19 protein-coding genes and 1 tRNA gene are annotated in these 17192 nt (G+C 64.6%); 7 read left to right on the top strand and 13 right to left on the bottom strand.

The window, feature by feature from the left end; genetic code table 11:
* Nucleotides 1–48: 48 nt before the first annotated feature.
* The 5 genes from ACYX4P_RS17660 to ACYX4P_RS17640 all read right to left on the bottom strand — a co-directional run bounded on the left by ACYX4P_RS17660 (nucleotide 49) and on the right by ACYX4P_RS17640 (nucleotide 2154).
* Nucleotides 49–333 carry a hypothetical protein gene (locus tag ACYX4P_RS17660; protein ID WP_476070137.1) on the bottom strand — a complete coding sequence of 95 codons (285 nt, stop codon included), beginning with the start codon at nucleotides 331–333 and terminating at the stop codon, nucleotides 49–51.
* Nucleotides 330–719, bottom strand: coding sequence for a hypothetical protein (locus tag ACYX4P_RS17655; protein WP_292046069.1), 390 nt, complete (start codon nucleotides 717–719; stop codon nucleotides 330–332). The genes ACYX4P_RS17660 and ACYX4P_RS17655 overlap by 4 nt, the downstream gene beginning before the upstream one ends.
* 78 nt (nucleotides 720–797) lie before the next feature.
* The gene (locus ACYX4P_RS17650) at nucleotides 798–1193 is read right to left on the bottom strand and encodes a hypothetical protein (protein ID WP_476070135.1); all 396 of its coding nucleotides are present in this window, start codon (nucleotides 1191–1193) and stop codon (nucleotides 798–800) included.
* 161 nt (nucleotides 1194–1354) lie between these two features.
* The gene (locus tag ACYX4P_RS17645; protein WP_292074875.1) at nucleotides 1355–1792 is read right to left on the bottom strand and encodes a hypothetical protein; all 438 of its coding nucleotides are present in this window, start codon (nucleotides 1790–1792) and stop codon (nucleotides 1355–1357) included.
* A complete protein-coding gene (locus ACYX4P_RS17640; RefSeq protein WP_292046065.1) occupies nucleotides 1789–2154 on the bottom strand; it encodes a hypothetical protein in 366 nt (121 codons plus the stop codon). The genes ACYX4P_RS17645 and ACYX4P_RS17640 overlap by 4 nt, the downstream gene beginning before the upstream one ends.
* Nucleotides 2155–2362: 208 nt before the next feature.
* Between ACYX4P_RS17640 and ACYX4P_RS17635 the strand changes: the two genes are divergently transcribed.
* On the top strand, nucleotides 2363–2605 hold the full coding sequence (locus tag ACYX4P_RS17635; RefSeq protein WP_292046064.1) for a helix-turn-helix domain-containing protein: 243 nt from the start codon (nucleotides 2363–2365) through the stop codon (nucleotides 2603–2605).
* A 17-nt stretch (nucleotides 2606–2622) separates the two neighbouring features.
* On the opposite strand, the gene ACYX4P_RS17630 is transcribed toward ACYX4P_RS17635, so the two are convergent.
* The 4 genes from ACYX4P_RS17630 to hemC form a co-directional block, all read right to left on the bottom strand.
* Nucleotides 2623–5820 (bottom strand): type ISP restriction/modification enzyme, encoded by a 3198-nt coding sequence (locus ACYX4P_RS17630; RefSeq protein WP_314135826.1) that lies wholly within the window; start codon nucleotides 5818–5820, stop codon nucleotides 2623–2625.
* Between the two features lie 213 nt (nucleotides 5821–6033).
* A tRNA-Thr gene (locus tag ACYX4P_RS17625) sits at nucleotides 6034–6109 on the bottom strand.
* Between the two features lie 42 nt (nucleotides 6110–6151).
* Nucleotides 6152–6862, bottom strand: a complete 711-nt coding sequence (locus ACYX4P_RS17620) for a uroporphyrinogen-III synthase (protein ID WP_248118644.1) — start codon at nucleotides 6860–6862, stop codon at nucleotides 6152–6154.
* Nucleotides 6859–7824 (bottom strand): hydroxymethylbilane synthase, encoded by a 966-nt coding sequence (gene hemC, locus ACYX4P_RS17615; RefSeq protein ID WP_248118643.1) that lies wholly within the window; start codon nucleotides 7822–7824, stop codon nucleotides 6859–6861. Before hemC ends, ACYX4P_RS17620 begins: the two co-directional genes overlap by 4 nt.
* On the opposite strand from hemC, the gene tsaD reads away from it, so the two are divergent.
* From tsaD to ACYX4P_RS17600, 3 genes are read left to right on the top strand one after another with little or no spacing between them, the layout of a single operon-like run.
* Entirely contained in the window at nucleotides 7823–9013 is a 1191-nt protein-coding gene (gene tsaD, locus ACYX4P_RS17610) for a tRNA (adenosine(37)-N6)-threonylcarbamoyltransferase complex transferase subunit TsaD (protein ID WP_248118642.1), read from the top strand. The two genes, hemC and tsaD, sit on opposite strands and share 2 nt — an antisense overlap.
* A gap of 26 nt (nucleotides 9014–9039) precedes the next feature.
* Nucleotides 9040–10038: an NAD(P)H-dependent glycerol-3-phosphate dehydrogenase gene (locus ACYX4P_RS17605; protein WP_248118724.1), complete on the top strand. Its 999-nt coding sequence runs from the start codon at nucleotides 9040–9042 to the stop codon at nucleotides 10036–10038.
* Nucleotides 10031–10408 carry a Rieske (2Fe-2S) protein gene (locus ACYX4P_RS17600; protein ID WP_248118641.1) on the top strand — a complete coding sequence of 126 codons (378 nt, stop codon included), beginning with the start codon at nucleotides 10031–10033 and terminating at the stop codon, nucleotides 10406–10408. The genes ACYX4P_RS17605 and ACYX4P_RS17600 overlap by 8 nt, the downstream gene beginning before the upstream one ends.
* 12 nt (nucleotides 10409–10420) lie before the next feature.
* Here ACYX4P_RS17600 and ppk2 read toward each other — a convergent pair whose 3' ends face one another.
* Nucleotides 10421–11170 (bottom strand): polyphosphate kinase 2, encoded by a 750-nt coding sequence (gene ppk2 / locus ACYX4P_RS17595; RefSeq protein ID WP_248118640.1) that lies wholly within the window; start codon nucleotides 11168–11170, stop codon nucleotides 10421–10423.
* A gap of 131 nt (nucleotides 11171–11301) precedes the next feature.
* On the opposite strand from ppk2, the gene ACYX4P_RS17590 reads away from it, so the two are divergent.
* Complete coding sequence (locus ACYX4P_RS17590; RefSeq protein ID WP_248118639.1) at nucleotides 11302–12063, top strand: extensin-like domain-containing protein; 762 nt, start codon at nucleotides 11302–11304, stop codon at nucleotides 12061–12063.
* A 197-nt stretch (nucleotides 12064–12260) separates the two neighbouring features.
* Nucleotides 12261–12464: a cold-shock protein gene (locus ACYX4P_RS17585; protein WP_248118638.1), complete on the top strand. Its 204-nt coding sequence runs from the start codon at nucleotides 12261–12263 to the stop codon at nucleotides 12462–12464.
* Nucleotides 12465–12541: 77 nt separating this feature from the next.
* Here ACYX4P_RS17585 and ACYX4P_RS17580 read toward each other — a convergent pair whose 3' ends face one another.
* The 3 genes from ACYX4P_RS17580 to ACYX4P_RS17570 are packed head-to-tail and all read right to left on the bottom strand — an operon-like array spanning nucleotide 12542 to nucleotide 16265.
* Nucleotides 12542–13447 carry a DMT family transporter gene (locus tag ACYX4P_RS17580; protein WP_248118637.1) on the bottom strand — a complete coding sequence of 302 codons (906 nt, stop codon included), beginning with the start codon at nucleotides 13445–13447 and terminating at the stop codon, nucleotides 12542–12544.
* Between the two features lie 59 nt (nucleotides 13448–13506).
* A complete protein-coding gene (locus tag ACYX4P_RS17575) occupies nucleotides 13507–15681 on the bottom strand; it encodes a histidine kinase dimerization/phosphoacceptor domain -containing protein (RefSeq protein WP_292046062.1) in 2175 nt (724 codons plus the stop codon).
* Nucleotides 15678–16265 (bottom strand): biliverdin-producing heme oxygenase, encoded by a 588-nt coding sequence (locus tag ACYX4P_RS17570; RefSeq protein ID WP_248118635.1) that lies wholly within the window; start codon nucleotides 16263–16265, stop codon nucleotides 15678–15680. Before ACYX4P_RS17570 ends, ACYX4P_RS17575 begins: the two co-directional genes overlap by 4 nt.
* A gap of 143 nt (nucleotides 16266–16408) precedes the next feature.
* Between ACYX4P_RS17570 and ACYX4P_RS17565 the strand changes: the two genes are divergently transcribed.
* On the top strand, nucleotides 16409–17185 hold the full coding sequence (locus tag ACYX4P_RS17565; RefSeq protein WP_292046061.1) for a transglutaminase-like domain-containing protein: 777 nt from the start codon (nucleotides 16409–16411) through the stop codon (nucleotides 17183–17185).
* Nucleotides 17186–17192 lie beyond the last annotated feature (7 nt).

Raw genomic sequence — 17192 nt, 5'->3', positions numbered from 1 at the left:
ACAGGTGTTTCCCGACGTTCGGCCATTCGTTCCCATGCTAGAGACCCTTTAGTCGTTGACGGCCGTGAGGTGCTGCGGAAGGGGATTTGGCTTCCGTCTCGCGATTGCGATGACCACACCAACCAACCCTACTGTCAGGATGCAGGCCAAGGGATGAGCCACCGTCAGGGCAGACAGGCTGAGTGTTCCCAGGAACACCAACGTCTGTTTCGGCCGTGTGATGAAGCTGACGATCAAAGCCAGCACCGCCAAGGCAACAGCGGCGATGATGATCGCCCTGAGCACGGCGAGGGCGACACACAGGACGATCAGGAGGAGGAAACGGCCCATCATCGGCCTGCCTCCTCAGTCCAGAAGTGGGAAAGGCAAAGATGGTGCAGGCCCAGCTCCGTCCCTGGATCGTTCTCGACAAAGATCACGGTGTCGCGTCCGCACCGGCCCCGCACTAGGACTTCGAACCAAAGCCCGAAATCTTTCAGGCTGTCGTAGGTCGGCTCCTCGGCATCGTCGCCGGTGATAGGCCAGCCCAACGCCGTATTGATCACGTCGGGGGTGTCGCCGCCCTGGACGACGACGATTCGGGTGTCTTCGCTGAGGCAAGAAGGATGATCGGCGTAGGCCTGCCATCCACGATAAGCGATCAGGGCGCGCAGGTCGTCGTCTAGATCGGAGTCGCTGATGATGCCGGCGACGTCGGCGAGGGTGTTCAGGCAAATCATATGGATGGTGTCCTTCGGGCACAAAAAAGCCCTCGCGACGGGGTGTCGGAGGGCACGGGGCGGATGGTTGGTTGCGGCTTAGTCGGCGTCGGAAGTCTGTGGACGGTCGGCAAAGCCCAGGCAGTTGAAGCGGAGGGTGTGGTTGGTGTCGGGATGGTCTGCGACGAAGACGAGCATCCCGAAATCGTCTGTCAGGACGTAGGCCAGTTCCATCCAAAAGCCGTGATCATTGAACCACTCCCAGCCGGGCTGCTCGGCCTGATCGTAGCAGATGCTGAAGCCGACGGCCTCGTGGAAAATCTCGGGCGGATCGCTTGGCTGGATCACCACGATCTGGAGGATTTCGCCAAGGGGACGGCGACGATCGGTGTCCACCTGCCAAACACGAAGTCCGATAAGGGCGCGAAGGGCAGGGTCGAGGGTAGGGTCTGTGAGCGCGGCCGTGACGGCGTCTCGGTCGGTGAGCGAAAGCATGGTCAGGGTGTCCTTTCCGGGCACGAAAAACCCCCGCAGCGGAAGGCCACGGGGGTCGGTTGAGATGGGTGTGTTGGAAGGCGTCAGGTCGCCCTAGTGATCGGCCTTGAAGTCGATGACGCACAAGGACTTCGATCCCGTCGCCCTGTCCAGGAAGGTGCCTACCTTGCCGCCGGAACGCTGGGCGACAGGGCGGTGGCGGCCTTTGACAGCCGTTCCTTCAGGCGGTTGGAACGGGCGATGCCGGACAGCGGCATGGTCCCGCTGTGGGTGACGTTGAAGTAGAAGCCATCCCGCACCGTGCCATCGGAAGCGACGCCCCTAGACGGAACCATCGTGGCGACGATCTGGTGGCTGTCGATCAGGAACTTGATCGTGGCCTGATAGCCGGGATTAGGGTGTTCGATCCGCACGATGGGAGCGGTGCCGAACTCGGCGTTCATGGCGTCCACCAGGATCTGATCAGCCTGGGCTTCGGTGATCAGATACACGGGCTTGTTTTGCCTGACGTAGTTGCCAGGCGTCATGGCGGGGGCGGAGGCGCACGCGCCGACGACCAGAGCACCAGCGGCGAGGGCGGCAGAGATTAGACGCCTCATTGGGTGTTCCCCTGGGTAGCCTGAGCGCCAAGCTTGCCGCGCGTCACGAAGAGGACGCCGCCGCCTACGCTGAGTGCCACGGTGGCCCAAAATAGAAGCGATTTATAAGAGGCTAACTTGTTCTCGGTCTCGAAGATGCTGCCGTGGGTGAGGGCGTAGGTCTGTTCGTAAGCCGTGGCCGCTTCGAATTCCTTTGATCGGAATGCCTCAGGATAGCCGACCTTTTCATAGATCGCGTCTTTGATTTCCCGTTGTGAGTAGAACTTCTGAAGAGGGAAATAGTCTGACGCCCATAGTCCGCCGACTACAACATAGAAGGCGGCAATGGCTGCCAGCCCCATGCGAGTTACATTCTTGTTCATCTGATACGATCTCATTGCTGTGTTGAGACGCGCAGTTATTTGCACATCATATAAGATGCCGAGTTTTGCGCTCGGCGCGGTATCAGGCTGTTGTTGCTTGTGTTCGCTTCTACACCAGGCAGTAGCGGCCTCCCCAAACCAAATAACCGAATCTGGGATATCCCGATTTAGATTTTAGCGAAAGCGCCTCACCGAGCAGGGGCGCGCGTTGCCGTCATCGATTTTCACGCAGCGGCATCAGGAGCTGATTGGCTTTATCGCCTCGACGCGTAAGGCGGCCGGTGTCACTCAAGTCGAGCTCGCGGAGCGTCTGGGAAAGCCGCAGAGCTTCGTGTCGAAGGTGGAGCGAGGCGAGCGTCGTCTGGACGTGATCGAGTTCTGCCAAGTCGCAAAGGCTCTCGAGCGTGACCCGGCAGAACTACTCCGACATTTTCTAGATCGCCACATCTGAGTACATCTCGGCCTCGTCTAAATGATCGGCACAGAGATTTTTCGCATTATCTTGTCAGTGTCTGCAAGAATCTTGATAATCTTCTGGTAGTGGCCGATGTCGTCCCACGACAATGTGCGGCCGCGACGATCTTTGAGCCATTTCTGAGCAGGCTGGTAGCCGCCGATGGAGAAGCCCCAAGCGACTTGAGGTACGGCGTCGAAATATTGGTCAGGGTTAATATGAACCTGGCCCCCCGAAAACTTCGGATAGCCCGTCGCGACCAAATCGTCGCCTTCCCCATGGTAGGGATAGGGCGTGTCGCCGACGGCGGGTGCCTCCATTAGATGGAGGCGCCGCAGTGCTTCCCCCTTGTCGCTGACATGGCGGAAAACCTCGGCCGACTGTGGATAGGGAATGCGCGGAAAATCGATCTTGAGGGCGTCGGCATAGGTCGCGCGATAATCCGGCGAATGCAGCACGCCGTAGATGTAGTCAAACACCTTAACCTCGCTTGGCCGGGTGTCGCCTGTTGCTGCACGAAAATCATCGCCGGGCCTCGCCTGATTTTCGGGATTGATTTCGGCGGCCTTGCAGATAGCGGCGTAGATTTTAGGGTTGAAGTTAAGCCGTACAGTTTGATCCAGGGCGTCTTCGCCGGGGTAAAGATATAGAGGGGCGATCTGTGAAATCCCCTTGTTGCTATAAAATCCTCGATTGTCGAACATGTGCGGCGTCACCAGTACGTGGTTATACCCCGCTTCCCCAGCCACTGCCTGACGCGAATAGATCAGCCCTAGGTTGGTACCGTCCGTAAGGTGACGCATGTATCTCTCGCGCCCCCAGTCGACCATGTCTGGACGATAGTATATTTGTCTGATGTCAAACGGTCGATAAAGAATCGGGCGGATATCGTCCGTAAGACTTAGATTTGCAATGGACTGACGGGCAGCATCTAGTTTCCATCCTCTGGTGTCCCCCGCAGGGTACTTTCCAGCCTTTTTTGTACCAAAGAATGCCGACCGAATCTGGACATCAGATTTACTCTTGTCACGAAAACGTTCTAGCTTGTCGTTCAGTGCTGGTGAATCAAAGTCTATGACCAGACTGTCTCGTGCAGTTACAATGCCGGTGACATTTAATGGCAAAAGCTCGTCTATTCCGATGCCGAGATTGTACTCGTCCTGATCTGTGCCTGCATCCAATGCAAACATGAAAAATGGCGCGCTGGGCTTCAGCTCGACCCAATCGGGAGATTTCATGTTGAAGGAATGAAGACGATCATATTTGCTTTCCCGAGAGCCCCAAAAATCTGCGCGTCTGACCTTCGCAAGCTCGGTACTTTTCCCAGTATTATGTTTGACGGCGATTACTACTGAAACCCCCTGCTGAATGTCGAAGACATTCTTGTCCGGCCCACCATCTGGGGCGCGTTCTCTCTTAGGTGCATTGCCATGGAGGTCGAGCACCGAGATGCTGTCGAAGGTTTTTAGCAAACGCCATCGCATCGCTCGAAAGGTCGGATTATCTAGGTACCCGTGATTTGTAATGAAGCCTAGAACCCCGCCAGAAGGATTTTGCCCAACTGTGTGTTCAGCCATCCGGATGAACTTCACATAGTCATCTTGAAGCCAGTGTTTGCGCTCCCCAAAGTGTTTTCCATCGATGTATTTGTAGTCCTCGATCAGTCGGGATATCCAATCTCCGTTGTTCTGAGATACGCCTGAGTAAGGCGGGTTTCCGATCACGCACATGATCGGCGTCTGCCGCTTCACAGCGCTCGCTCCGTGCGCCTCTTCAGCTAGAGGCTGGAAGAACAGATCGCGGACCTCGCGTTCAGCAGGCTCGAGCGCGTTGGTGAGCCAAACCGAAAGGCGCGGCGGCTTGGCACTGGGTTTGTAACCGCTCTCGGTCAACTGCATGTCCAGCTTCATGTGGCACATGGCGTAGCTGGCCATCAGCAACTCGAAGCCGTGTATTCGGGGAAGAAGATCCTGTTCGACATAGCCGGACCATTTGCCCGGCGCGCGCGCCTTGACGCGATCAGAGATCAGTTGAACTGCCTTGGCTAGAAAGGTGCCAGTGCCGGTGGCAGGGTCGAGTATCTGAACCCTATGCACCTGACGCTTCTCTGTGACCGGCCGACCTTTTTTGTCGTTCTGGCCAGTATCCCAATCGACGACCACCTTTGACGTGTCTGCCAGTCCATCAACCAAGCAGAAATCAGTTTTCAGTACATCGTCCACCGCGCGGACGATAAAATCGACCACCGGTTCGGGCGTGTACCAGACACCTCGGCTTTTCCGCTTATTTGGATTGTAGGCGGCGAGAAAGTCTTCGTAAAAGTGGATGAAAGGGTCGTTTCTTGCTGTGAATTTGCCGAAGTCGCGGAACAAAGCATTAGGGTCCGAAGCGCGCATGACCTCGACTAAATCATCGACGATGTAGGTCAGGCGTTTAGGTAGCGCGGGTCCGGCAACGTACTCAAACAACCCCTTCAAGAAGGGGTTAGAGGCGGGCAGATCATCCATAGCCTCATGACGGCTGAAGGTTGTCAGGTCGTCGTCGTGAAAGCGGGCAGCGAACATGCCGTAGGTGATGGTCTCGGCGTAAATGTCGGCAAACTCGTCTGGTTCAAGGTTCGGTAACAAGTTGGCCTTGAAGCTTCTGAACTGGCCCCCAAGGCCAGACTTGAACTCGGGATCCTCTTTGAGCGCCAGACGAATCTCGTCCTTGATGATGGCCGCCTTAGCCGCCATCATTTCCGCCAGTTTTGAGGCGGATTTGATGCTGATGGGTTTCTGTTCGGCGAACAGTTTGAGCTGGCGCTCCAACTCCTCAAATTTATCGGGGACGGGCTGCAAGCCCATGAGGAAGTCGGCAATGGAAACGAAGTGGACCCGCTCGCCGTCGCGGATGAACTCGAAGTCCACGCCGTTGGTGTAGATTAGATTGGGATAGGCGGCCTCGTATCGCTTGCGCTGTTCGACCGAATAGCCCTTGAGTTTGATGACGTCCTTGTCGATGTCCTTGGCTTCGGCCCAGCCGATCGGTACGCCGTCGCGCTGGAACATAAAGTCAGGCATGCCGCCTTCCGACTGTTTTGGCTCATTGATGACCGTGAGCGTTGGGTCGATGCTCTGGAACAGGTCATACAGGGCAGGGCGGTAGCTGTGTTCTGTGGCTTGACCGCTTTTGAACTGGGATATTACCCGTTCGAGATACTCAGAAATCAACTATCTGCCCTCCATGATCTCCGACAGGCTAGCTGCTCCGTGAAGGCATTGTCACGTCATGAGCTCAATCGAATGGTCATCGACGGCAAGAAGCCTCTCTAGATGTCCTTACAGGCATAGGCTCTTCCCACTGGGAACCCACGTAACTCCCAAGCGGAAGCGCCTTCCGACTTATCCCGGCCTGGCGTCAAAGCTAATGGTGCTTTGGAAAGGTGGTGCCGCTTAGGTGACTCGAACACCTGACCCCATCATTACGAATGATGTGCTCTACCGGCTGAGCTAAAGCGGCTCCGGCTGCGAAGGGTCGGAGGCCCTGCGCGAGAGGGGGTCTTTATACGGCTCGACCGCGCTTGCCAAGCGTCGGATTCAAGATCGCGAGCAGGGCGGCTTCGTTTGGATCCGTGGCGATGAGCGGATGTAGTCCGAGGGCGGCGAGGGGCGCGGCGGCGGCGGGCGAGATGCAGGCGACTTCTACGTCGTTCAGGCGGCCGGCGTGACGGTCGCCCAGCAGTTTTGCGGCTCGGGGGGAGTGGATCAAAACGGCGTCGAAGGCGGGCGGGGCGGGCTGAGTTGTGGGATTTGTGCGGTAGGTCGACAGGAGGTGGGCTGTGACGCCGCGGGCGCCGGCCCGCGTCAGGGCCGCGGTCATGTCGCCGGCCGGGGTTTCGGCCTGGGGGATCAGGATGGCGGCCTCGGACAGGCTTTCTGCGATCAACCGGGCCAGGGCGGCCAGGTCGCCCTGGGCGGAGCGAACGTCGGGAAAGCCTACGGCTGACGCCGCCTGGGCGGTGGCGTCGCCGACAGCGAAGACGGGGTGGTCGCGGCGGGGCGTCAGGGCGGCGAAGGCGGCGACGCCGTTGGGACTGGTGAAGGCCAGGGCGTTGAACGTTGCCAGATCGGGCAGAACCGGCGTCAGCGGCTCGACGGCAAGAAGGGAGGCGATGATCGGCTCCAACCCCATGTCGCGCAGGCGCGCGGCGGTGCGCGACGCGCCGGGTTCGGCGCGGGTGATCCAGACGCGGAGCGGGGCCGCGCCGGTCATCCGTCCAGCGTCGCGGGGTCGACTTCCTGATCGCCGGCGAAGTTCTTGACCTCGGCCCCCAGCCGCTGGCCCAGGGCGCGGGCGGCGGCAGTTTCGGGCTGAGGCAGCTCGCCGACGCGCCGCCATCGGGCCGAGCCGTCGGGGCTGAGCATTTCCGTGGTCAGATGCAGGATGTCGTTGTCGATACGGGCATAGGCGCCGACGGCGGTGCGGCAGGATCCTTCAAGCGCCGTCATGGCCCCGCGCTCGGCGGCGACGCACAGGGCGGTCTCGGCGTGGTTCAGGGCTGCGACCCACGGCGCGTTCCGCTGGGCGTCAATGTCGGCGGCGCGGGTCTGGAGCGCCAGCGCCCCCTGGCCCGGCGCGGGAAGAAAAGCGTCCAGCGACAGCTTCTCGCGAATATGGTCGGTGACGCCCAGCCGCGTCATGCCCGAAACCGCCAGCAGGATGGCGTCGAACTCTCCATCGGCGGCGCGACGCAGGCGGGTGTCGATATTGCCGCGCAGCATCTCGACCTTCAGGTCGGGGCGCAGGGCCTGGGCCTGGGCCTGGCGACGCAGGCTGGCGGTGCCCAGGCGCGCGCCGAAGGGCAGGGCGTCGAAGTTGTCGAAGTCGCGGCTGACGAAGGCGTCGCGGGCGTCTTCGCGCTCGGGGATGGCGGCGATGCACAGGCCCTTGGGCTGTTCGGCGGGCACGTCCTTCATCGAATGGATGGCGACGTCGATCCGACCGGCCAGCAGGGCCTCCTCGATCTCCTTGGTGAACAGGGCCTTGCCGCCGATCTCCAGCAGGCGGCGGTCCTGAACCCGGTCGCCGGTGGTGACGATCTCGACCAGGGGCACGGCGGTCTCGATATCGGCCTCGGCTACGCCCAGGGCGCGGCCGATGGCGCGCTGCATCATGCCGGATTGGGCGAGCGCCAGCTTGGAGCGCCGGGTGCCGATGCGGAGAGGAAAGGTCATGAGCGTTGCGCACCGGTCGCCGGGTCGCTACCTCGACCCGATGGAGATGTCCGCCGACTATAGCAGCGGCGCCGATGCGGCAACTGGACGGGATGTCCCCCCTCGTCCCGGTCATGCCCTGACGGTGCTGGGCCTGGAGACCAGCTGCGACGAGACCGCCGCCTCGGTGGTGCGCCTGACCGGTGGTCGGGCGGAGGTGCTGTCCTCGGTCGTCCACAGCCAGATCGACGACCACGCAGCCTATGGCGGGGTGGTGCCCGAAATCGCGGCGCGCAGCCATGTCGAGATGATCGCCGAGGTCACGCGCCGCGCGATGGTCGAGGCGGGCATGGGTTATGACGGGTTGGACGGGATCGCGGCGACGGCTGGGCCGGGCCTGGTCGGCGGGGTCATGGTCGGCCTCAGCTTCGGCAAGGCGGCGGCCCTGGCGCGCGGGCTGCCGCTGGTGGCGGTGAACCATCTTGAGGGGCACGCGCTCTCGGCGCGCCTGGGGGCGGAGGTCGCCTATCCGTTCCTGCTGCTGCTGGTCTCGGGTGGTCATTGCCAGCTTCTTGAGGTGCGCGGCGTCGGCGACATGAGTCGGATCGGCGCCACCATCGACGATGCGGCGGGCGAGGCCTTCGACAAGATCGCCAAGGCTCTGGGCCTGGGTTATCCGGGCGGGCCGGCGCTGGAGCGGCTGGCGATGCAGGGCGATGGGTCCAGGATCGATCTGCCGCGCGCCCTGCTGGGCCGCAAGGATTGCGACTTTTCCTTCTCGGGTTTGAAGACTGCCGCCTTCCGTATCGCCCAGACGTGCGAGACCGAACAGGACAAGGCCGATTTGGCCGACGCGGTTCAAAGCGCCATCGCGCGCCAGTTGTCGGATCGGTCGGAGCGCGCGCTGGCGGCCTATGCGGAGACGCATGATCACAAGCTGTTCGTCGTGGCGGGCGGCGTGGCGGCCAACAAGATGATCCGCGCCACCCTGCAGGCGACGGCGGCCAAACACGGTTTCGACTTCCTGGCGCCGCCCATGGCCTTTTGCACAGACAATGCGGCGATGATCGCCTTGGCGGGGGCCGAACGACTGGCGCTGGGCCTGACCAGCGACATCGACGTGGTCGCCCGGCCGCGATGGCCGCTGGACGAAGCGCGCGCCCTGTCCGATCCTTCGCACAGGCCGGGCCGCAAGGGCGCGAAAGCATGACGAACGAAACCGCCTCGGGAGGGCGTATGGAATTCCGCACGGCAGGGGTCATCGGCGCGGGCGCGTGGGGCACGGCCCTGGCCCAGGTCTGCGTCCGGGCAGGTTTGAACACGATCTTGCAGGCGCGCGAGCAGCAACTGGTCGAGACGATGCGGGCGACGCGGGCCAACGACCTCTATCTGCCGGGCGTGCCGCTGGCGGACGCGTTGAGCTTCACGTCCGACCTGGCGGACCTGGGCGGGTGCGACCTGATCCTGGCGGTGCCGCCGGCCCAGCATATGCGGGCGACCCTGACGGCCTTCGCGCCTTGCCACCGGGCGGGCGTGCCGGTGGTGCTGTGCTCCAAGGGGGTCGAGCGCGGCACGATGAAGCTGATGACCGAGGTGCTGGCCGAGACCTTGCCGGGCGCCCCAGCCGCCGTCCTGTCCGGGCCCAGTTTCGCCGGCGAGGTGGCGCGCGGCTTGCCGACCGCCGTCACCCTGGCCTGCGCCAATGCGGCGCTGGGTCAGGCGCTGCTGAACACCCTGTCGGCGCCGGGCTTCCGACCCTATCTGGCGACCGATCTGGTGGGCGCAGAGGCGGGCGGGGCGCTGAAGAACGTCCTGGCCATCGCCTGCGGCATTTCCGAGGGGCGTCAGTTGGGCCGCAGCGCCCACGCCGCCCTGATCACGCGCGGCTTTGCGGAAATGACCCGTCTCGCCGTCGCCATGGGCGGGCAGGCCGAGACGGTGGCGGGGCTTTGCGGCCTGGGCGACCTGGTCCTGACCTGCTCCAGCCCACAGTCGCGCAACATGAGCCTGGGTCTGGCCCTGGGGCAGGGGCAGACGGTCGAGCAGGCCCTGGCCGGCAAACGGTCGGTGGCCGAAGGCTATGAGAGCGCGCCGGCCGTGCGCGAACTGGCGGCGCGCCTGGGCGTGGAAATCCCGATTTCCGAAGGCGTCGCCGCGCTATTGGCGGGCGAGATCGACGTGGATGGGCTGATCGACGGCCTGCTGTCGCGCCCGCTCAAGGCCGAGCGTGTCTGAGGCGGCCGCGACCGAGCGAAAACGGGTCTGGAAGACTCCGGCGGGCGTTGCCCTGTGCCCAGAGAATGACATCGCCGACCCCGGCTCGCGCGGCTTCGTGCTGCAGATCGGCGACGCCTTCTTCCACGGCTTCGTGGTCAGGAAGGATGGGCAGGTGGCCGGCTGGGTCGATCGATGCCCGCACGCGGGCTTCCCCATCGCCGTGGAGATCGACCGCTATCTGACCCCGGACGGTTCGCTGATCCTGTGCGGCTGGCACGGCGCGGTGTTCGAGCCGCTGACCGGCGAATGCAAGGGCGGCCCGTGCGCGGGCGGGCGGCTGACGCCCTGGCCGGTGGCGGCGTCGGGCGGGGTCGTCCGCACCGCCTGACCGGGCGTTGGTTCAGCGCGCCAGCCGATCCTTGGCCTTATGTGCGCCGAACACCACGTCGGGGTCCGGCTTGTTGACCGGCAGGTCGGTGTGTTTCAGCACCGACAGGATGAAGCGCCCTATGTTCAGCCGCGCCGTCTTCTTGTCGTCGGTGGCCACAACGGTCCAAGGCGCATAGTCGCGGTCGGTCTCGTCCAGCATCCGGTCGCGCGCGTCGGAATAGGCGTCGAACCGCGCCTCGGCCTCGGCGTCCAGCGACGACAGCTTGAACTTCTTCAGCGGATCGGTGCGCCGCGCCTTCAGCCGCGCCGCCTGTTCCTTGCGCGAGATGTCCAGCCAGATCTTGATCAGGATGATGCCGTCGTCGGTCAGCATCCGCTCGAATCGCGGCGCGTCGGTCATGAATTGGGCATACTGTTCGGGCGTGCAGTAGCCCATCACCGGCTCCACCCCGGCGCGATTGTACCAGGACCGGTTGAAGATGACCGTCTCGCCCGCCGCGGGCAGATGCGGCACATAGCGCTGGAAATACCATTGGCTGGTTTCCCGGTCGCTGGGCTTGGGCAGGGCGACGACGCGGGTCTGGCGCGGCGACATATATTCGGTCAGCCGCTTGATGGCGCCGTCCTTGCCGGCGGTGTCGCGTCCCTCCAGCACGATGACCACGCGCGAGCCGTGTTCGATGCTCCAGGCCTGGGCCTGAACGATGGCCAGTTGGATCTGCTCCAACTCGGTTTCATAGGCGTCGGATTTCTTTCCCATGCCAAAGAGTGGGCCAGGTTCGGCCGGGCGGCAAGCGAAAGCCGTCGTGTCGCATGGAGCGGAGCCGAGCGGGGCCAACGGCGTTAGGGGCGGGGGCCTGGCATGGAATAGGGGGCCGGGGCGGGGGACCGATGAAGCGCGATCTGGCGGAGATGTGGAACCTGGTCTGGGAGATCGGCCTGCTGATCTGCGCCGGTTTCGCCCTGCTGAACCTGTTCGCCCCGCCTCAGGATCTGCCGTGGAAGCCGCTTGATCTGGACCGGCCGGTGGGAGGCGCGACGGCGGCCAAGGTCGCCGCCTTCGAGGTGGACGCCGCCGCGCCTGCCCAGGCGCTGGAGCAGGCGACCGACGCCTGCATGAAGGCCCTGCGCGACGCCGGCGTCCAGGTGGAGCGTGCGGCCGACCGCGACGACGGCGGCTTCTGCGTGGTGCGCGGCGCCGTCAGGATCGCGGGCGGGGCGGTGACGCCGCTGGCGCCGGCCAATGTGGTGATGCAATGCCCGCTGGCCGTCCGCTACGTCATCTGGGACCGGCAGGTCCTGCGCCCGGTCGCGCGCGAAGAACTGGGGTCGGAGCCTGCGCGGGTGGAGAACTACGGGACCTATTCCTGCCGCCGCATCTACGGCTCACAGGACGAGGGCGAGCGCCCCAGCGAACACGCCCGCGCCAACGCCCTGGACGTCGCCGCCGTCACCCTGAAGGACGGCCGCACCGTCAGCGTCCTGGACGACTGGGGCGGTTCCGGTCCGGCCGGCCAGCCCGGCTCGCGCTTTCTGCACCGGGTGCGCGACGGGGCCTGCCGCCTGTTCTCGACCGTCCTGTCGCCCGACTACAACGCCGCCCACGCCAACCATCTGCACATCGACGGGGCCGCAAGAGGCATCTGCCGTTAAGGTTGAATGCGGCGATTGCGAGTCGCTTTCGCTGTTGACCGTCCGGAAAAGCCGGGTGACAACATCGGCACAGTCCGGATTTCGCGTGGGGTCCACACCTGCGTTTCGCTCCTTCGCCTGAACGAGCTGTCCAGATGGATTGTCGGATCACCGAGGAAGGGATCCGCCTGGAAAAGCGCGTTTACGGAGACGCAGACATGGCGACCGGCACGGTCAAGTGGTTCAACCCCACCAAGGGCTACGGCTTTATCCAGCCCGACAGCGGCGGCTCGGACGTGTTCGTTCACGTCACCGCCGTTCAGAAGGCTGGCCTTCAGGGCCTCGATGAAAACGCCAAGGTCGAATACGAGCTGGAAAACCAGCGCGGCAAGACGTCGGCGATCGACCTCAAGATCCTCTAGGTCGGACAGACTTCGAGATTGGAGAACAGGCGCGGCGGCTTCGGCTTCCGCGCCTGTTTTTTCTTGAGATGGTGGTTTCAGCCCGTTTGGGCTTCGGCGGAGGTCGGCTTGGCGCGTTGCGAGCGCTGGGCCAGGACGACCGCGCCCAGCACCAGGGCGCCGCCCAGGGCCTGGATCGGCGTCAGGGTCTCGCCAAACACCCACCAGCCTAACAGGCCCGCGACCACCGGCTGGACCAGAATGGTGACGGCCGTGACCGAGGCCGGCAGGCGGCCCAGCGCCCAGGCCACCCCGCCCTGACCAAAGACATGCATGATCCCCATGGCGATGCAGGCGCCCCAGCCGGCCGCGCTGGCGGGCATGATGTCCTCGCCCAGCGCCAGGGCCACGATCAGCAGCAGGGGCGCGCCCAGCAGGGTGGCCCAGAAGGTCACGCGCATGGCCCCAGCCGTCGCCCGCGCCGCCTTCACCGCCAGGAAATATCCAGAATACCAGATCGCAACCGATAGGGAGAAGACGTCGCCCAGCGGCGGATTGGTCCCCTGTCCGCCATCCGCGCCCGCCGCCATCGCAAAGGCGCCGCCCATGGCCAGGGCCAGGGCGATCAGAAACAGCCGATGCGGCCTTTCCTTAAGGACGAACCAGCCGAACAGGGTCACGACGACCGGCGTCAGGTTGCACAGCACCGTCGCATTGGCGACCGAGGTCATGACGATGCCGTAGTGCCAGAAGCTGAGGTCCAGCGCGAAGAACAGGCCGGCCAGCAGCGCCCATTTCGACGGCGTCCCGACGCCGCCCTTTTCCCGCGCCGCCAGCAGGGTCAGCAGAGGCAGGGCCAGCAGGAAGCGCCAGAACCCCGCCGCCGCCGGTCCCGTCTCGGTCAACCGCACCAGGATCGGCGCCAGGCCCAACACGCAGGCGGCGATCAGCAGCACGATCAGGGCGAAGGCGCGCGGGGAGGGGCGCTGTGCGAGGGCGGACATGGCCGGCTCTTACGCCCCCGTGCGACCGGACGCCACAGCCTCCGCGTCCAGACGAGGCTTCAGACCAGAGGGTCGATCCGCGCCTTCAACGTGACGGTCAGGCCCGGATCGCGGTCGCGATAGTCGATCTCGCCCTCCAACTGCCCGACCAGACTCTGGATCATCATGGAGCCGAAACCCTTGCCCGCAAGATACCCGCCTTCGCCCTCGTCCTCGACCCTCAGGCGGAACATGGCCCCGTCTTCCTCGAAGACGATGCGCAAGGGGCCGGGCTTGCCCTTGTAGGCGTATTTCTGGGCGTTGATGATCAGTTCGGTCAGGATCAGGCCGATGGTCACCGCCCGCCCGGCGTCGATGTTGACGGGCGCCAGATCGGTCTCGGTGGCGGCCGCCCAGTCCGGCCCCATGCTGGAGGCCAGATCCTCGACCAGACTATCGATGTAGCGCGCCATATCGACTGTGGTCGATGCGTCGCCGCGATACAGCTGGCTGTGCACGGCGGAGACGGCCCGGACACGTCGCCTCGCCTCGTTCAGGGCGGCGACGGCCGCCCAATCCGTCTGTTCGCGCGCCTGCAAGCCCAGAAAGCTGGACACCAGGGTCAGGCTGTTCTGAACACGATGATTCACTTCGCGGATCAGATACTGCTGCTGCTCCAGCCGCAGATCACGCTCGGACAGGCTGGTTTGTAGTGAGCGATTCAGGCGGCGCAACTGGTCGATGGCGGCGAAGTCGGCCAGGGCGTCGCGTAGACGGGCGACGGATTCGATCGCGGCCGGACCCCAGCGACGCGCACGGCCCGCGACCTCTTCCGACCAGCTCTCGAACGAGGCGCGCGGGGTCAGTACGGCGTTGGGTCCCGTCTTCTCGGCCGTGGCGGGATTGCCGGCCCAGCGGACGCGCTCACGCACCTCGGCGCGAAACCAAAGGACCGACATCGGATGTTCGAGGGGCAGGTTGACGGCCAGCAGCCCGCTGCCGTGCGTGGTCCAGGCCTCGGCCTCGGGCAGAGCGGTGGAAAGAGCGTGCGAGGATACCGGCCGCAGGCCCGGCCGTCCGGCGACCCAGTCGGCGATGACCCGGACACCCTCGGGCGGGGGCGTATGGCCGAACATCCGAATGTCGCCGTCGGCGACGATGGCCAGCCCGTCCGCGCCGGTCAGCTGCATCAGCGGCTCGGCGTGCTCGTCCAGGGCGTCGATCAGCGTCTTGTCCGTCGAAAGGCGCGCTACAAGATGATCTTCCAGTCGGCGCAGCCGCGTTCGGTCGCGATAGAGTTCAGCGTCGCTCTTGGCCTTCAGCTGCCGCGCCAGATTGCGAGCCAGGGTGGTGCAGCCGACCCGCAGTTCGAACGGCAATAGTTTGGGCGAGGCGCTGTGGCAGGCGACCAGACCCCACAGGGCGTCGTCGATGATGATGGACACCGAGGCCGATGCCCGCACGTCCATGTTCTTCAGATACTGAAGATGGATCGGCGACACCGAGCGCAGACCGCTGTCGCTCATGTCCAATGGCGTCTCGCCGGGCGTGATCGGCCGCAGGGGATGGGGCGTGTAACGGCTGTCGGGGATGACCCGCACCGGATTGCGCAGATAAAGCGCGCGGGCCTGGCGCGGAATGTCGGTGGCGGGGAAGTGGTGGTTCAGGAAGGACCCGGTTCCCTCTGCGCGCGCCTCGGCCACCACCTCGCCGGCATCGTCGTCCTGGAAGCGATAGATCATCACCCGGTCGAAGCCGGTCAGGCGGCGGAAGGCCTCGGCGGCCCGTTCGCACAAGCCCTGAACCGTGGGCGCCCGCTCAAGCGCGGCGCCGGCGGCGTCCAGGCTGGCCACTAGGTCGACGCCCAGTCGCGCCTGCTGCGAGCTTTGCTCGACCTCGATGATCATCAGATTGCTGGGCAGGCCCGACGAGGCGGACGGGGCCATATGGACGATGACGTCGTATTCCAGCCGGTTGGTCGCCCGCCAGCGGCAGGCGAAGCCGGTCTCCTGCAGGCTCGCCATCGAACGGATGCGGCGATCCGCGACATCGCCCAAGACCTCGCCGACCGAGCGGTCGATCCAGACGCTGCGTCCCGTCAGGTCTTCGATCATCCCCGCACCCTGGCGGATCGCCAACGACTGCAGGTCCAGCACCAGCATGAAGCCGTGCGGCTGGATCGATCCGGGAATGTGAATCGGTTCGCGGTCGCACTGGGTCAGATCGGGCCCGACCTGATCGACGGTCTCGGTCAAGCGGCGACCTCCTGCGTACGGGGCTGAAGCACGCGGCGCGCGAAGGCGAAGCCGTCCACGCCGCCCTTGACGATCTGATCGACATCCGCGCGCCCGGCGGCGCAGGCCTGATCCAGCAGGGCCATGAAGGCGCGCCAGCGGGCGCCGGTCTCCTCGCCATAGGGATCGAGGAAGTTCAGGCCCTCCAGCCCGCGTCCCTCGGCGGTCAGCCGTTTGCGGATGATCCGGCCGCCCAACATCGAGCCCTCGGCCACATAGACCCAGCCCAGGGCCTCGCCGGGAGACGCCGGTCCGTCGACGCTGGCCGCGGCGGGCGGCGCGACACCCAAGCTCGCCAGGTCTTGAGCGATGCCGCCCGCGCGCGAGCGCGGCTCGAACCCGCCGCCGATTTCGGTGTTGAGCCGGGCCGTCAGGGCATGGCTGACCGGCTCGAGACCGGCGTGAAAGCGGTAGAAGGCCGCCACGGTGGCCGGCCGGGTTGCCGGATTGGCAAGACGCGCCTCGATCCGGGCTTCGGTCTCGAGCGTCTCGTGTGCGGCGGCTGTGGCTTCCCGTAGGGCGAGAAGGATGGGGGAAGCACTCATGGGATCAGATTAACATATTGTGTTGGCTTGTCGATTTCCTCCCGGCGAGAGGCGCGTTACAAGGCTGGGCGTTGCACGGAACGGCTCAGGTCGCCTGACGTTCAGCAGCCTCTCTCGCTTTTTTCGCCTGGATCGGTCGCCCCATGAAACTGCGCGTGCGCGCCGAACTCGTCTATCGTTTTGATCCGCCGACGGACGCCATCTACAAGATCCAGGTCGCGCACTGGCCCGGTCAGGACATTCTGGAGGAAAGCCTGACCTTCGACCCCCCGGTCGATTTTCACGAGGATCAGGACGTCGATTTCGGCGCCCGCACCCTGCGCTGTCACGTCTCGGGCGAGGTGACCCTGGTCTATGAGGCCCTGGTGGACAATGGCGTGCTGAAGGGCCTGCCGCCGGAGGTGTCGCAGCACGACTGGGGCGAGCTGCCGGCCGAGGTGCTGCCCTATCTCCAGCCCAGCCGCTACTGTCCGTCGGACCAGTTCGGCCGCTTCGTGGCGCGCGAATTCGGCGAGACCGCCGGCGGGGCGCGGGTTCTGGCGATCCTGAACTGGATTTCCGAACACGTCGATTACGAGCATGGCGTGTCGGATACGGAGACGACGGCGGCTCGCACCTTCATCGACCGGGCCGGGGTGTGCCGCGACTTCACCCATCTGGGCATGACCCTGTGCCGCGCCTCCGGCATTCCGGCGCGCGCCGTCAGCGCCTTCGCCCACCAGCTGACCCCGCCCGACTTCCACGCCATCTTCGAGGTCTGGCTGGACAATGGCTGGTGGCTGGTCGACGCCACGGGCCTGGCCCCGGTCGAGGGGCTGGTGCGGATCGCCTGCGGTCGTGACGCCGCCGACATCGCCTTCCTGACCACCCAGGAGCGGTGCCAGATGGTGCGTCAGTCGGTGACGGTGGCGGCGGCCTGAAAGTCGG

It is taken from the genome of Brevundimonas sp. ABV4_179 (genome assembly GCF_056311945.1).
Note: the sequence above shows the minus strand (reverse complement) of the source record. Positions and strands in the feature narration are given on the sequence as shown.